Source organism: Actinomadura madurae (assembly GCF_900115095.1).
Taxonomy (GTDB): Bacteria; Actinomycetota; Actinomycetes; order Streptosporangiales; family Streptosporangiaceae; genus Spirillospora; species Spirillospora madurae.
This window is the reverse complement of record NZ_FOVH01000001.1, coordinates 586,529-599,998: the sequence shown is the minus strand read 5'-3', so window position 1 is coordinate 599,998 and position 13,470 is coordinate 586,529. Positions and strand designations below refer to the sequence as shown.

Sequence of the window (13,470 nt, the reverse complement as noted above, 5' to 3'; positions counted from 1 at the left end):
GTGCGGCGGACTGTCGCTTGTCCTGGAGGACGTCGTACGCCTCTTCCCGTAGGACAACGTACCTCGACACAAGGCCATTCCGCTTATCGGCCATGTTTAACGCTAAGGGACGGTGCGGTCTACGTCACATCACCATCGGGCCGGGGATGTGCCATCATTAGTCGTCAAAGCGACGATAAGTCCCGTCGCGAAGGGAGACACCGCCGTGACCACCCCAGTGCGCGACCTTCCGCTGCTGCTGCTCGGCAGCGGCGCCGACCCCGCGAGCGAACGCGGCGTGGACTGTCCGGGCGAGCTGCCGCCGGCCTCCGACCCGGCCCTGGTCGAGCGGGCCCGCGCCGCCAAGGCGGCGCTCGGCGACCGGGTGTTCGTGCTCGGCCACCACTACCAGCGGGACGAGGTCATCCGGTTCGCCGACGTCACCGGCGACTCGTTCAAGCTGGCCCGGCAGGCGGCGGCGCGTCCCGAGGCGCCCTACGTCGTGTTCTGCGGCGTCCACTTCATGGCGGAGTCGGCCGACATCCTGACCGCCGCCCACCAGCGGGTGATCCTGCCCGACCTCGGCGCCGGCTGCTCCATGGCCGACATGGCGACCTTCGACCAGGTCGAGGAGTGCTGGGACGTCCTGGAGGACGCCGGCGTCGCCGACGACGTCGTCCCGGTCACCTACATGAACTCCTCGGCCGACATCAAGGGCTTCGTCGGGCGGCACGGCGGCGTGGTCTGCACCTCGTCCAACGCCAGGCGCGCCCTGGACTGGGCCTACGGCAAGGGCAAGAAGGTCCTCTTCCTTCCCGACCAGCACCTGGGGCGCAACACCGCCGTCCTGGAGATGGGCTTCTCGCTGGACGACTGCGTCGTCTACAGCCCGCACCGCCGCGAGGGCGGCCTGACCCAGCAGCAGCTCAAGGACGCCAAGATGATCCTCTGGCGCGGGCACTGCTCGGTGCACGGCCGGTTCACCAAGGAGTCGGTGGACGACGTCCGGGCGCGCGTGCCCGGCGTGAACGTCCTCGTGCACCCGGAGTGCCGGCACGAGGTCGTCACGGCGGCCGACCGGATCGGCTCGACCGAGTACATCATCAAGACCATCGAGGCCGCCGAGCCCGGGTCGGCGTGGGCCGTCGGGACGGAGCTGAACCTCGTCCGGCGGCTCGCGAACGCCCACCCGGACAAGAACGTCATGTTCCTCGACAAGACCGTCTGCTACTGCTCCACGATGAACCGCATCGACCTGCCGCACCTGGTGCTGTCGCTGGAGTCGCTGGCCGCCGGCCGGGTGGAGAACGTCATCGAGGTGGACGAGGAGACCGCGCACTACGCCCGCGTCGCCCTCGACCAGATGCTCGCCCTCCCGTAGGGCTCGCCGCTCAGAGGCCGGGCGCGTCCCAGAGGGGGAACCACCGGGCCGTATCCGGCTCCATGGGCAGTTCTGCCGCGAGCGCGTCCCTGGCGTGCGCCTCGACCAGGTTGTTGCGGCGGTTCTCGCCCGGGACGTCCGGCGGGCGGGGGGCGAACGGGTAGAACGTCCCCCGGACCGGCGAATGGACGATGAACAGCCGCTGCGGCCCGTCTCCCCGGTGGAAGCAGACGGCCGTGCACAGCAGGTAGGGCCCGTAACCGGCCGCGTCCAGCGTCGCGTTGAACGTGTGCAGATCGCCGACGAGGCGTTCGAGCCCGTCCGGCGGACCGGTGACGCGGGCCCAGCCCCAGCCGTACGGCCCGGCGCTCATCCCCACCTCGTGCCCCTCGCCGCCGCCCAGCAGCCGGACGGCCTCCCGCTGCGCGCGGGCGAACCCGCCGAACGCGCCGCCCTCCACCATGCGGTGGCAGACGCCGCCCGACCCGGCCGGCGCGAATCCCGTCTCCGCGGCGAGCGCCGGCGCGGCGGCGGGCAGCGCGAACAGCCGGTCGAGCTCGGGCGCGGCGGGCGCGGGACGGCCGAGCAGCCCGTCCTTGATCCCCACGTCAGCCCCCGCGCGCCAGCCGCCAGGACACGGCCTCCAGCCCGGCCCGGCGCCGCCGCAGCGTCGGATGCGAGGACAGCATGTCCGCCACGCCGCCGCCCGCGGCCGCCCGGCGCGCCCGGACCACGCAGAGGGCGCTGACGGGGCGCAGCCGCCGCAGGTCGTCCCGGGAGGCGTCGCGCACCGCGTCGCTGATCTTGTCGAGGGCGGAGGAGAGGTCGGAGGGGCGTCCGGTCAGCAGCGCACCGGTGGTGTCGGCGCACAACTCCCGGTGCCGCGACAGGGCCAGCCACGTCAGCGTTCCGACGGCGTACAGGACCGCCGCCGCCACCCCGGCGGGCAGCAGGACGATCCCGCAGCCCACGGCGGCGGCGCGCCCGGCTCCGTGCCGGTCCCGGCCGGTGATCAAGCCCGTCCACCAGCCGAGGAGCAGCCCCGCGCACAGGCTCGGGAACGACGCGACCGCGCCGACGAGGACGTCCCGGTTGGCGACGTGCGCGGTCTCGTGGGCGAGGACGGCGGCGACCTCGGCCGGTTCGAGCCGGGAACGCAGCCCGGCGGTGACGCACACGACCGCCGAACCGGGTCCGGAGCCGGCCGCGAAGGCGTTCGGCGCGTCCAGGCCGGAGACGGCGAGCCGCGGCTTCGGCAGCCCCGACGACATGCACAGCCGGTCCAGGACCGCGTGCAGCTCCGGCTCCTCGGCCGCGGTGACCTGCCGGGCGTCCAGCGCGCGCAGCGCCAGCCGGTCCCCCGCCCGCGCCGAGAAGAGCGCGAAGGCCATGGCGGCGGCCACCGCGGCCGCGCCCCAGACCGGTCCGGCCAGGAACGCGGGCAGCGCGGCGGCCGCGTAGACGAGCGCGACCAGGATCACCGTGGCGAACATCCGCCAGGTCAGGCCCGGCTCGGGTGCATCGCGGGAGGGCGCCATGGGATCAAGTTAAAACGGTCGGAAGCGTCTCTCCGCGTCATATGGCACAAAGTGGCCGGGCACGCCGGGGCGCCGGCTCACAGGCCCGGCGCGCCCCAGACGGGGAACCAGCGGCCGAGGTCCTCCTCGAACGGCAGGTCGGCGCCGATCGCGCCGCGCACCTGGAGTTCGAGGGCGTTGTCCCGCCTGGGGGGTGGCGGGGCGTAGCCATGGGGGTGAGACACAGCTCCGGGCAGCGGCGCGAACGGGTAGAACGTGCCGCGCTTGTACAGGTAGACGAGCGCGAGCCGGCGCCCGTCCGGCCCCTGGAAGCCGGCCAGGGAGCACAGCAGGTGCGGTCCGAACCCGCCCGACTCCAGCGTCGCGTTCACCGCGTGCAGGTCGGTGACGAGCTCCGGCAGCTCCTCCGGCGGATGCTCGGCGAGCAGCCACGTGTAGCCGTAGGTGTCGGTGCTGATCTGGACCCGGGGCCCGGCATCGGCGTCCAGCAGTTCCTGGACGTCGGCCTGCAGCCGCGCGAACGCCCCGCCCTCGGCCGCGCGGAAGCACACCGACCCGAGCCCCGTCGGGGTGAAGCCGGTCGCCGCCTCCAGCGTGACCGCCGCCGTCGACAGCCCGAAGATCTGGTCGAGGTCGGGCTTGGCCGGCTTGGACCGGCCGAGGAGGGTGTCCAGGAAACCCACGGGTCAGACTCCCCTGCTGAGCTGTGCGGAGATCTTCGAGAGCTGCGCGAGCCGCTTGTCCAGCGTCGGGTGGGTGGAGAACAGCGACGAGACGCTGAAGCCCTTGCCGAACGCCGGGGTGAAGAAGAACGCGTTGAACGCCTGCGCGGACCGCAGGTCGTTGGTCGGGATCCGCGCGATCTCGCCGGTGACCTTCGTCAGCGCGCTGGCGAGCGCGGACGGGCGGCCGGTCAGCAGCGCGGCGGCCCGGTCGGCGGACAGCTCGCGGTACCGCGACAGCGCCCGGGTGAGCAGGAAGGAGACCGCGTAGGCGAGCGCGCTGGCCGCGACGACGGCGAGCAGGATCAGCCCTGTGTTCTGGTCGTTGCTGCGGCGGCCGAACCCGCCCCACAGCCCCCACTGGAGGCCGAACCGGGTGATCAGCCCGGCGCAGATGCCGAGGAAGGAGGCGATCGTCATGACCGCGACGTCCCGGTGCGCGACGTGCGCCATCTCGTGCGCGAGGACGCCCTCAAGCTCGACCGGGTCGAGCCGGCGCAGCAGGCCGGTGGTCACGCAGACCACGGCCTTCTTCTGGTTCCGCCCGGTGGCGAAGGCGTTCGGCACGTCGGTGTCGGCGATCGCGACGCGCGGCTTCGGGGCGTCCGACATCGCGCAGATGCGGTCGATGACGCCGTGCAGCTCGGGCGCCTCCTCCGGCGTGACGACGCGGCCGTGCATCGCGAACAGCGTCATCCGGTCGGAGAAGAAGTACTGGGCGATCAGGAAGATCACCGCGACGGCCAGCGCGACGCCCGCCCACTCGGGCACGAAGACGAAGAAGGCCCCCACGAAGACGACGTACACCAGCCCCAGCAGGAACATCGTCACGAGCATCCGCGATGTCAGCCCCCGGTCGGAGGCGTACCGCGTCTTGGCCATGCCACCACCCCCCGGTACATGTTCTATTCACTTGTAGGAACGCACGAGACCCGGGTTTTGTGCCTGGATGTCCAGAACCGACCCGGGGCCTCGTGCGCGTCAGTCTGGAATGAGCCCTTCGTCCCCGAGCATCGAGCGCACCTCGTCGATGTGCGCGTCGGCGGGGGGCAGGATCAGCTCGGACGGCTCCAGGCTGTCCGGCGGGAGCGGCCGGCCGACCTTGCGGACGTTGTCGAGCAGGGCGTGCAGGGCGGCGCGGAACGCCGTCTCGTCGCCGGACTCGATCGCCGACTCCAGCTCGCCGTCGAGGATGTTCAGAGCGGACAGATCGTCCTCGGCCACGTCGAGCTGGCCCTCGCCCATCAGGCGGACGATCACTGGGCACCCCCGGGGTTCTGCGGCCACGGGGCCTGCTGGGGGGTGTCCTGCTGCTGCTGCTGTTGCGGCTGCGCCGTCGGCGTGCCCTGGTTCAGCTCCTTGGGCGCGGGACCCTGGCCGAGTTCGGCCTTGAGCTGCTCCAGCTCCAGGTCGACGCCGGGCCCGGAGCCCATCCGGTCGAGCTCGGCCTGGATGTCGTCCTTCGGACCGGAGAAGTCCTCCAGGGCGCCGGAGGCCAGCAGCTCGTCGATCGCCCCGGCGCGGGCCTTCATGGTGTCGGTCTTCTCCTCGGCACGCTGGATCGCCAGGCCGACGTCGCCCATCTCCTCGGAGATGCCGGAGAACGCCTCGTTGATCTTGGTCTGCGCCTCCGCGGCGGTGTACGTCGCCTTGATCGTCTCCTTGCGGGTGCGGAAGGAGTCGACCTTGGCCTGCAGGCGCTGGGAGGCGAGCGTGAGCTTCTCCTCCTCGCCCTGCAGCTGCTGGTACTGCCCGCGCAGGTCGTTGAGCTGGCCCTCCAGCCCGGCCCGGCGGGTCAGGGCCTCGCGGGCCAGGTCCTCGCGGCCGACCTGCAGCGCCTTCTTGCCCTGGTCGGTCAGCTTGCTCTGCTGCTGTTCCAGCTGGTTGATCTGCAGTTCGAGACGCTTGCGCGAGGTGGCGACGTCGGCGACCCCCCGACGGACCTTCTGCAGCATCTCCAGCTGGCGCTGGTAGGAGTAATCGAGGGTCTCCCGAGGATCTTCCATCCGGTCCAGGGCCTTGTTCGCCTTGGACTTGAAGATCATCGACATTCGCTTCATCACGCTCATCGCGCGGCGCCGGTCCCTTCGTGCTGTCGCCTCAGTCGTGAACTGGGCTCAATGACCACTGCTGGGGTTCTTATCACCCTACGCGTTAACGCGCGAGGCAGCCACGATGTTCGCAGCCGGTAGGCTGATCCCTGTGTTCAAGCGTCGTACCCCGGAGGCCCCGGCGGATCCTCCTCAGGTAGTAAAGCCGGATGGCAAGGGCCGTCCCACCCCCAAGCGGAGGGACGCCGAGAAGCTCCGCCGCCAGCCGATCACGGCTCCGGCCAGCCGCAAGGAGGCCTACAAGAAGGTCAGGGAGCGGCAGGCGGCCGAGCGCGCCAAGGCGCGCCAGGGCATGGCCAAGGGCGACGAGAAGCACCTGCTCAAGCGGGACCGGGGCCCGGTCCGCAAGCTCGCCCGCAACTACGTCGACTCCCGCCGCACGGTCGGCTCGTACCTGATGTACGCGATGTTCGCGATGGTGCTGCTGAGCATGCTGCCCATCCCGGCCGCGCGGCTGCTGGTGCTGTTCGCGCCGCCGCTGCTGCTCGTCGTGGTGTTCGCCGAGGGCTTCATGCTCAGCCGCGGCATCAAGCGGCTGGCCGCCGAGCGCTACCCCGCCGAGGACACCAAGGGGGTCGGCATGTACGCGGCGATGCGCGCCATGCAGATCCGCCGGCTGCGCATCCCGAACCCGCAGGTGCGGATCGGCGAGAAGGAAAGGGTCTGACGGCGGCGCGTCCGCCCTCCCGGCACCGATCGCCGCCCGGCTAGGGTCGGGTGTCATGGAGTTCCGAAACCTGGGCCGGAGCGGTCTGAAGATCAGCGAGATCGCGTACGGCAACTGGCTCACCCACGGCTCCCAGGTCGAGGAGGACGCCGCGCGCGCGTGCGTGCGGGCGGCCCTCGACGAGGGGATCACCACCTTCGACACCGCGGACGTCTACGCCGGAACGCGCGCCGAGGAGGTCCTCGGGCGCGCGCTCAAGGGGCAGCGGCGCGAGGGGCTGGAGATCTTCACCAAGGTCTACTGGCCCACCGGGCCCGGCGCGAACGACCGGGGCCTGTCCCGCAAGCACGTCTTCGAGTCGATCAACGGTTCCCTGCGCCGCCTCGGGACGGACTACGTGGACCTCTACCAGGCCCACCGGTTCGACTACGAGACCCCCCTCGAAGAGACCATGCGCGCGTTCGACGACCTCGTCCGGCAGGGCAAGGTCCTCTACGTCGGCGTCTCGGAGTGGCGGGCGGAGGAGATCGAGCGGGCCCTCAAGATCGCCGACGAGATGGGGTTCGACCGGATCGTCTCCAGCCAGCCGCAGTACTCGATGCTGTGGCGGGTCATCGAGGAGGAGGTCGTGCCGCTGTGCGAGCGCGAGGGGGTCGGCCAGATCGTCTGGTCGCCGATCGCGCAGGGCGTGCTGACCGGCAAGTACCTGCCCGGGCGGCCGCTGCCGGAGGGGTCGCGCGCCACCGACGACAAGGGCGGCGCCGACATGATCAAGCGCTACCTGAACGACGACCTGCTGACCCGCGTGCAGAACCTCAAGCCGGTCGCGGACGACCTCGGGCTGTCGATGGCGCAGCTCGCGATCGCGTGGACGCTGCAGAACCCGAACGTGTCGGCGGCGATCGTGGGCGCGTCCCGTCCGGAACAGGTCGCCGACAACGTCAAGGCCGCCGGGGTGAAGCTGGAGGCCGACGTGTTGAAGCGGATCGACGACATCCTGGGTGACGTCGTCATCCGCGACCCGGCCAAGACGGCCAGCCCGCGCCGCCGTCCCTAGCCGCGTGCACGAGGGCCGCGGAGCGTCGCGCTCCGCGGCCCTTTCGCCTTTCCCCGGTCACTCCGGGTCGTGCAGGCTCATCCCGTACACGATCGTCTCGCCGTCCAGGAGGGTCACCTTGTCGACCTCCTCGGCGCGCAGGCCCCGCCAGTTCTCCCCCAGCCAGCTCTCCGCGTCCGCCTGGGTGGAGAAGGTCTCCTCCGACATGCCGGCCGCGCTCCCGTCGGCCTTCTCCAAACGCCAGCTCCACGCCATCCGCTCGACCTCCCTCGTCGCGGTGAGACTAGCGGGCTTCCCAGCCCGGTCCCGTCAGGACGCGGCCTCGATGGCGCGGCGCAGCGCCTCCGGGCTCCCGGTGTCGGACGAGTCGAGCGTCCGCCCGTTGATCCGCACGCTCGGCGTGCCCCGGACCCCGGAGGATATGTAGCCCTGGCTGACGGTCTTCACGCTGTCGGCGTGGCTCTGCTCCTTCACGCAGGACGTGAAGTCGTCGCCGGTCAGTCCCAGCGGCTTCGCGTTGGAGAGCAGCTCGTCCGTCGTGTAGCCCGTGGTGTTCTCGCTCGCCGGCTGGTGGGCGTAGAGGGCGTCCTGGTAGGAGAGCCAGTGCGCGCCGTCGCCGACGCAGCGCAGCGCCGCGGCGGCCCGCAGCGAGTTGTCGTGCGCGGGCTGGACGCTCTCGCCGAAGATCAGCATCGGGTGGAACACGACCTTGGCGCGGCCCGCGACCGCCAGCTGCTTCAGCATCGGGTCGTGTTTGCGGTCGAAGGCGCCGCAGGGCGGGCAGGCGAAGTCCTCGTAGATGTCGACGACGGGCGCGGTGACGCCCGGCCGGGCCATCTCCAGGCTCCCGTCCGCGAGGGGCCGGGCCTCCGCGCCGCCGGCGATCTTGCCGACCCGCAGCGGCACCTCGGTGCCGCCGCCCCCGCCGCCTCCTTCGTCGTCGCCGCCCTGGACGACCAGCACGACGGCCGCCACCAGGACCAGCACCAGGACCAGGCCCCCGCCGACCAGCGCGACCACCAGCCCGCCGCCGCCCTTGCGCGGCGGCGGGGGCGGGCCGGGACGCCAGCCGGGACCGCCGGGCATGCCGGGTGCGGGCCCGCCCGGCGGGACGGGCGGCGGTCCGTAGGGCGGCTGCGGCCCACCGGGGCCCGGCTGGCCCGGCCAGGGCGGGTTCGGGGGGTTGCCCACCGGCGTTCCTCCTGATGGTGACGCTGTGATCCGTAGGGGTGAGCGTAGCCGTAGAGTTCCGACCGAGTTGACTTCCTCCCCGCCTGAAGGCGGGGAATTCCAACCGTCGCCGGTTGGGCTTCCTGCTTCACAGCCGGCCGCCTCGTCCGAGAGGACTCTCGTTGAGGTCTTACGCCAGCTCCACAGGCGTTTCAGCTCTCCGCCAGCCCGGCGGCGAGCACGTTCCTGGCCGCGTTCACGTCGCGGTCGTGGACCGCGCCGCAGGCGCATTCCCACGTCCGGATGCTCAGCGGCATCTTCTCTTGCAGGATCCCGCACGCCGAGCACAGCTTCGACGACGGGAACCACCGGTCGACCGTGACCAGTTCGCGCCCGTACCAGGTGCACTTGTACTCCAGCATCGACCGCGGCTCACGCCAAGCCGCGTCGGAGATAGCGCGGGCCAACGAGTGGTTCCGGACCATGTTGCGGACGGTCAGGTCCTCGATCTTCTCCCCGGTGGACAGCGTCACCAGCGCCGTGACCCCCGCATCCACCCCTACGGCGGACTCGACCGGGGCCAGCGGGCGGATCTCCTCCTCGACCAGGATGGACACGAACCAGCGTCCCGCGCTGTGGCGCGGGACCGTCACGGTGGACGACTCCGCACCCTCTGGGAGGGGACGAGACCACACGATGTCCAGCGGGCCGTACATCTTGGCCAGGTGCAGTTGCCCGTCCTTCCAGCGGAAGGCGCTGCGGGTGTACTCGACCGACGCGCGGGACTTCTTCTTGCTCTTGAACGTCGGGTACTTGGCCCGCTTGGCGAAGAAGTTCGCGAACGCGGCCTGCGGGTGGCGAAGCGCCTGCTAAAGCGGCACCGAGGACACCTCGCCCACGAAGGCCAGTTCCGCGGTCCGCTTCCACGCCGTCAGCATCGCCGACGTCTCCACGTAGGAGATGCGGCGCCCTTCCAGCGTGTAGGCGCGGGTGCGTTCTTCCGGAGCCTTGTTGTAGACGAGGCGGACGCAGCCGAACGTCCGGGCAAGCTCTTGGGCTTGTCCGGGGGTCGGGTAGAAGCGGTACTTGTAGGCCCGCTTCACGATCTGCGCCATGAATCGCCTGTCCCTGTCCTGCTCCGCAGGGGTCTGATTCCTTCCCCGCCTGAAGGCGAGGGTCTCCTCGGATGTTTCCGATGAACATCGAGGTCAAGGGAATCGCCTCCGCCCAGGGCTGGCCGGCGCCGGAGTGCCGGTGCGCGTCGTGCGGCCGGCTGCGCGCCGCCGGCGTCCGGCTCGATCCGTTCGAGGCCGTGGTGGACGGGGTGGCGCTGGATGATCTGCCGCGGACCGACGTGCCCGGCGGGTACGAGGTGCGCGCGCCGGGCGGAGGGCGCGTGCTGGTGGCGTCGGGTCCGGGCGGCACGCCGGAACCGCAGGACGGCGTCGAGTACGAGGCCGTCCTGCTCGACCTGGCGGGCTCCCCCGATCATCTGGGCCTGCTGCGCCGCACCGGGGCCGTGACGCCCGGGACGGAGGTCCTCGCCGTCCATGCCGACCACCGCCTGCCCTCGCCGTCCGAGCTGGAACGCCGCATGGCCTTCTGGAAGCGGCCTCGGCAGGGGCCGTTCCGGACGCTGCTTCTCGGCGGGTCCCGCTCGGGCAAGTCGGCCGAGGCGGAGCTGCGGCTGGCGGCATGCCCCGACGTCCTCTATGTCGCCACGGGTCCGGTGCGGGACGACGACCCGGAATGGACGGCCCGGGTCGCCGCGCACCGGCTGCGCCGTCCCGCATGGTGGGGCACGGTCGAGACGACCGACCTCGCGGGCGTGCTCGGGTCCGCGACGGGCCCGGTCCTGGTGGACGGCATCGGCACGTGGCTGGCCGCCGCCATGGACGAGACCGGCGCCTGGGAAGACCCCTCCCGGGTGCGCCCGCGCCTGGACGCCCTCGTCGAGGCATGGCGCGGCACGCGGGCGCGGGTCGTCGCGGTGAGCGAGGAGGTCGGCCTGTCGCTGGTGCCGGCGACGGCGTCCGGGCGGGCGTTCGGCGACGCGCTCGGCCGGCTCAACCAGCGCCTCGCGGCCGAGTCCGAGGAGGCGGCGCTGGTGGTGGCGGGACGCGTCATGGACCTCCCGTGATCGCGGGGCTGCGGCTGGCGGTCACGCTGCTCACCGTCGTGCCGTTCGGGACCGGCCGGGCCGACCGGGACACCGCGCGGTGGGCCATGCTGCTCGCCCCCGCTGTGGGCCTGGTCAGCGGCGGCGCCGCCGCCCTGGTCCTGCTCGCCGGCGACCTGCTCGGCCTCTCCGCGCTCCTGGCGGCGGCGCTCGCGGTGGCCGCGACCGCGGCGGTCACCCGCGCCCTGCACCTGGACGGCCTCGCCGACCTCGCGGACGGGCTCGGCAGCGGCCGGCCCGCCGCCGAGGCACTGGCGATCATGAAGCGATCCGACATCGGCCCGTTCGGCGTCGTCACGCTGCTGCTGACCCTGCTGATCCAGGTCGCCGCCCTGGCCTCGGCGCCCCAGCCCGCCGTCGCGGTGCTCGTCGCGTCCGTCGCCGGCCGGCTGGCCCTCCCCTGGGCCTGCCGGACGGGCGTCCCGTCCGCGCGCCCCGGCGGCCTCGGCGCGCTGGTGGCGGGTTCGGTCCCGGCGGGCGCGGCGCTCGCCGCCACCGGCGCCGTCCTGGTGGCCGCCGGCGCCGCCGGGACGGCTTCCGGCGGCCTCGGAGGCGCGCTGCACGGCGTCGCGGCGGTGGCCGCCGCCCTGGCCGCCGCCGCCCTCGTCCTGCACCGCGCCGTCCAGCGCCTGGGCGGCGTCACCGGCGACGTGCTCGGCGCGCTGGTCGAGGTCGCCACGACGGCCGCCCTGGTCCCCCTCGCCGCGCTCCGCTGAAGCCGTACCGGGGCGTGGCCGCCTCCGCCGTGGCGGGCAGGATCTCGACCGGCTCCCGCAGCGCGGCCGCGGCGGCCCGCCGCACCGGGGCAGGACGCCGCTGCGGAAGTCGCCGTAGAGCACCTGGCGGCGCAGCAGGTCCGCCACCTGCCGAGCCCGGTCGGCGCGCAGCCGCCGCGCCTCCGCCTGCGTCGCCGGGCGATGTCTCTCCTGGTCACGCCGTAACCTGTTAAATCGATCGGAATAGGTGATTAGCGCCTCTGATACGCCGGCCGGCCCCGCTCCGACCTGCGCGGGGACGCGCCGCGGGCCGAGTTCCGCCACCCGCGCGGGCGGCCGGGCGGCGCCGCCCGGCCGCCACCGGTGCATTGCGAGCCCCGCCGGGGGGACTCCCGGGCAGGGCAATGCTTGATCCAAAAGGGCGAAACCGGTCACCGGGAGGACTACCATCGGGCTACGTGACGAGCATCAGCCTTGACAGCGCAGACCTGGCCGGCGTCGACGTCGGCGCGATCGTGATCGGCGTCAGCCCCGGAGAGGCCGGTGCCGCACCGGCCGCCGGAGCGGACGCGCTCGACCGCGCGCTGGACGGCGGGCTCGCGGACGCGCTGACCGCGCTCGGCGCCACCGGCAAGGCCGGAGAGGTCACCAAGCTGCCGTCGCTGGGCGCCGTCGCCGCCAAGGTGATCGTCGCCGCCGGGCTGGGCGAGGACCCGACCGCCGAAGACCTGCGCCGCGCCGCCGGCGCCGCCGTCCGCTCCCTCGCGGGCACCGCCCGGGTCGCCGTCGCGCTGCCGGCCGAGAGCGCCGAGGACGTCGGGGCCGTCGCGCTGGGCGCGCTGCTCGGCGCCTACTCCTTCGACTCGTTCCGCACCGGCGACGGCCGCAAGAGCCCCGTCGAGGAGATCCTCCTCATCGGGCCCGCGTCCGAGGAGGCGGCCGTCGCGCGGGCGCGCACCCTCGCCGCGTCGGTCGCGCTCGTCCGCGACCTGGTCAACACCCCGCCGTCCCACCTGTCCCCCGAGGACCTCGCCGGCGAGGCCGAGCGGGTCGCCGCCGACAGCGGGCTGGCCATCGAGGTGCTGGACGAGAAGGCCCTCGTCGAGGGCGGCTACGGCGGCATCGCGGGCGTCGGGCAGGGCTCGGTCAACCCGCCGCGGCTCGTCCGCCTCGCCTACACCCACCCCGAGGCGTCCAAGACCCTCGCCCTGGTCGGCAAGGGCATCACCTTCGACTCCGGCGGCCTGTCCCTCAAGCCGACCGACGCGATGGACTGGATGAAGTCCGACATGGGCGGCGCCGCCGCGGTGCTCGGCGCGCTCGCCGCCATCGCCGAGCTCGGCCCCGAGGTGAACGTCGTCGGCTACCTGGCCATCGCCGAGAACATGCCGAGCGGAACCGCGCAGCGCCCGTCCGACGTGCTGCGCATCTACGGCGGCAAGACCGTCGAGGTGCTCAACACCGACGCCGAGGGCCGGCTCGTCCTGGCCGACGCCCTCGTCCGGGCCGGCGAGGACTCCCCCGACCTGATCGTGGACGTCGCCACGCTGACCGGCGCGCAGCTCGTCGCGCTCGGCACCCGGACCACCGGCGTCATGGCCAACGACGACGGCGTCCGCGAGAAGGTGGTCGCGGCGGCCGAGCGCGCCGGCGAGCCGTCCTGGGGCATGCCGCTGCCGGCCGAGCTGCGCAAGGGCCTCGACTCGGCGGTCGCCGACATCGCCAACATCAGCGGCGAGCGGTGGGGCGGCATGCTCGTCGCCGGGACGTTCCTGAAGGAGTTCGTGCCGGACGGCGTCAAGTGGGCCCACCTCGACATCGCCGGCCCCTCGTTCAACAAGGGCGAGCCCTACGGGTACACGCCGAAGGGCGGCACCGGCGCCGCGGCGCGCACGCTGGTCCAGATCGCCGAGGACGTCGCCGCGGGCGTCCTGTAGGGGCGGCGGGAAT

14 protein-coding genes and 1 pseudogene are annotated in these 13,470 nt (G+C 72.8%); 6 read left to right on the top strand and 9 right to left on the bottom strand.

Annotated elements, in window-relative coordinates:
* The first annotated feature begins 205 nt into the window (after nucleotides 1-205).
* On the top strand, nucleotides 206-1,360 hold the full coding sequence (gene nadA / locus BM339_RS02875) for a quinolinate synthase NadA (RefSeq protein ID WP_024936550.1): 1,155 nt from the start codon (nucleotides 206-208) through the stop codon (nucleotides 1,358-1,360).
* A 10-nt stretch (nucleotides 1,361-1,370) separates the two neighbouring features.
* Here the strand turns inward: nadA and pspAB (BM339_RS02870) are convergent, their stop codons facing one another.
* The 6 genes from pspAB (BM339_RS02870) to BM339_RS02845 form a co-directional block, all read right to left on the bottom strand.
* On the bottom strand, nucleotides 1,371-1,967 hold the full coding sequence (gene pspAB, locus BM339_RS02870) for a PspA-associated protein PspAB (RefSeq protein WP_024936549.1): 597 nt from the start codon (nucleotides 1,965-1,967) through the stop codon (nucleotides 1,371-1,373).
* Nucleotide 1,968: 1 nt separating this feature from the next.
* Nucleotides 1,969-2,898 (bottom strand): M48 family metalloprotease, encoded by a 930-nt coding sequence (locus BM339_RS02865; RefSeq protein ID WP_075019813.1) that lies wholly within the window; start codon nucleotides 2,896-2,898, stop codon nucleotides 1,969-1,971.
* Between the two features lie 77 nt (nucleotides 2,899-2,975).
* Nucleotides 2,976-3,581 (bottom strand): PspA-associated protein PspAB, encoded by a 606-nt coding sequence (gene pspAB, locus BM339_RS02860; protein ID WP_075019812.1) that lies wholly within the window; start codon nucleotides 3,579-3,581, stop codon nucleotides 2,976-2,978.
* 3 nt (nucleotides 3,582-3,584) lie between these two features.
* Nucleotides 3,585-4,502, bottom strand: coding sequence for a zinc metalloprotease HtpX (gene htpX, locus BM339_RS02855; RefSeq protein ID WP_021599182.1), 918 nt, complete (start codon nucleotides 4,500-4,502; stop codon nucleotides 3,585-3,587).
* 99 nt (nucleotides 4,503-4,601) lie between these two features.
* The gene (gene pspAA, locus BM339_RS02850; RefSeq protein WP_021599183.1) at nucleotides 4,602-4,880 is read right to left on the bottom strand and encodes a PspA-associated protein PspAA; all 279 of its coding nucleotides are present in this window, start codon (nucleotides 4,878-4,880) and stop codon (nucleotides 4,602-4,604) included.
* Nucleotides 4,877-5,689, bottom strand: a complete 813-nt coding sequence (locus BM339_RS02845) for a PspA/IM30 family protein (protein WP_024936548.1) — start codon at nucleotides 5,687-5,689, stop codon at nucleotides 4,877-4,879. The genes pspAA and BM339_RS02845 overlap by 4 nt, the downstream gene beginning before the upstream one ends.
* A 133-nt stretch (nucleotides 5,690-5,822) precedes the next feature.
* On the opposite strand from BM339_RS02845, the gene BM339_RS02840 reads away from it, so the two are divergent.
* Together BM339_RS02840 and BM339_RS02835 are read left to right on the top strand one after the other, a co-directional pair.
* On the top strand, nucleotides 5,823-6,398 hold the full coding sequence (locus tag BM339_RS02840; RefSeq protein ID WP_021599185.1) for a DUF3043 domain-containing protein: 576 nt from the start codon (nucleotides 5,823-5,825) through the stop codon (nucleotides 6,396-6,398).
* A gap of 55 nt (nucleotides 6,399-6,453) precedes the next feature.
* On the top strand, nucleotides 6,454-7,455 hold the full coding sequence (locus BM339_RS02835; protein ID WP_021599186.1) for an aldo/keto reductase family protein: 1,002 nt from the start codon (nucleotides 6,454-6,456) through the stop codon (nucleotides 7,453-7,455).
* A gap of 57 nt (nucleotides 7,456-7,512) precedes the next feature.
* On the opposite strand, the gene BM339_RS02830 is transcribed toward BM339_RS02835, so the two are convergent.
* The 3 genes and pseudogenes from BM339_RS02830 to BM339_RS02820 form a co-directional block, all read right to left on the bottom strand.
* Nucleotides 7,513-7,710, bottom strand: coding sequence for a hypothetical protein (locus BM339_RS02830; RefSeq protein WP_021599187.1), 198 nt, complete (start codon nucleotides 7,708-7,710; stop codon nucleotides 7,513-7,515).
* A 54-nt stretch (nucleotides 7,711-7,764) separates the two neighbouring features.
* Nucleotides 7,765-8,646 (bottom strand): DsbA family protein, encoded by an 882-nt coding sequence (locus tag BM339_RS02825; RefSeq protein WP_075019811.1) that lies wholly within the window; start codon nucleotides 8,644-8,646, stop codon nucleotides 7,765-7,767.
* Nucleotides 8,647-8,732: 86 nt separating this feature from the next.
* Nucleotides 8,733-9,740: pseudogene (locus BM339_RS02820) on the bottom strand (RNA-guided endonuclease InsQ/TnpB family protein); the annotation flags it as partial.
* 80 nt (nucleotides 9,741-9,820) lie between these two features.
* Between BM339_RS02820 and BM339_RS50565 the strand changes: the two are divergent.
* From BM339_RS50565 to BM339_RS02805, 3 genes are all read left to right on the top strand, one after another.
* Complete coding sequence (locus BM339_RS50565) at nucleotides 9,821-10,765, top strand: bifunctional adenosylcobinamide kinase/adenosylcobinamide-phosphate guanylyltransferase (protein WP_075019810.1); 945 nt, start codon at nucleotides 9,821-9,823, stop codon at nucleotides 10,763-10,765.
* A complete protein-coding gene (locus BM339_RS02810) occupies nucleotides 10,762-11,520 on the top strand; it encodes an adenosylcobinamide-GDP ribazoletransferase (RefSeq protein ID WP_075019809.1) in 759 nt (252 codons plus the stop codon). The genes BM339_RS50565 and BM339_RS02810 overlap by 4 nt, the downstream gene beginning before the upstream one ends.
* Before the next feature lie 404 nt (nucleotides 11,521-11,924).
* Nucleotides 11,925-13,457, top strand: coding sequence for a leucyl aminopeptidase (locus BM339_RS02805; RefSeq protein ID WP_075019808.1), 1,533 nt, complete (start codon nucleotides 11,925-11,927; stop codon nucleotides 13,455-13,457).
* The last annotated feature ends 13 nt before the right edge of the window (nucleotides 13,458-13,470 follow it).

Excerpts from the sequence above, each read along its gene's own strand:
- BM339_RS02805 (WP_075019808.1), top strand. The coding sequence starts at position 11,925 with ATGCTTGATCCAAAAGGGCGAAACCGGTCACCGGGAGGACTACCATCG.
- htpX (WP_021599182.1), bottom strand. The coding sequence starts at position 4,502 with ATGGCCAAGACGCGGTACGCCTCCGACCGGGGGCTGACATCGCGGATG.
- BM339_RS50565 (WP_075019810.1), top strand. The coding sequence starts at position 9,821 with ATGAACATCGAGGTCAAGGGAATCGCCTCCGCCCAGGGCTGGCCGGCG.
- BM339_RS02865 (WP_075019813.1), bottom strand. The coding sequence starts at position 2,898 with ATGGCGCCCTCCCGCGATGCACCCGAGCCGGGCCTGACCTGGCGGATG.
- BM339_RS02835 (WP_021599186.1), top strand. The coding sequence starts at position 6,454 with ATGGAGTTCCGAAACCTGGGCCGGAGCGGTCTGAAGATCAGCGAGATC.
- BM339_RS02845 (WP_024936548.1), bottom strand. The coding sequence starts at position 5,689 with ATGAGCGTGATGAAGCGAATGTCGATGATCTTCAAGTCCAAGGCGAAC.
- BM339_RS02830 (WP_021599187.1), bottom strand. The coding sequence starts at position 7,710 with ATGGCGTGGAGCTGGCGTTTGGAGAAGGCCGACGGGAGCGCGGCCGGC.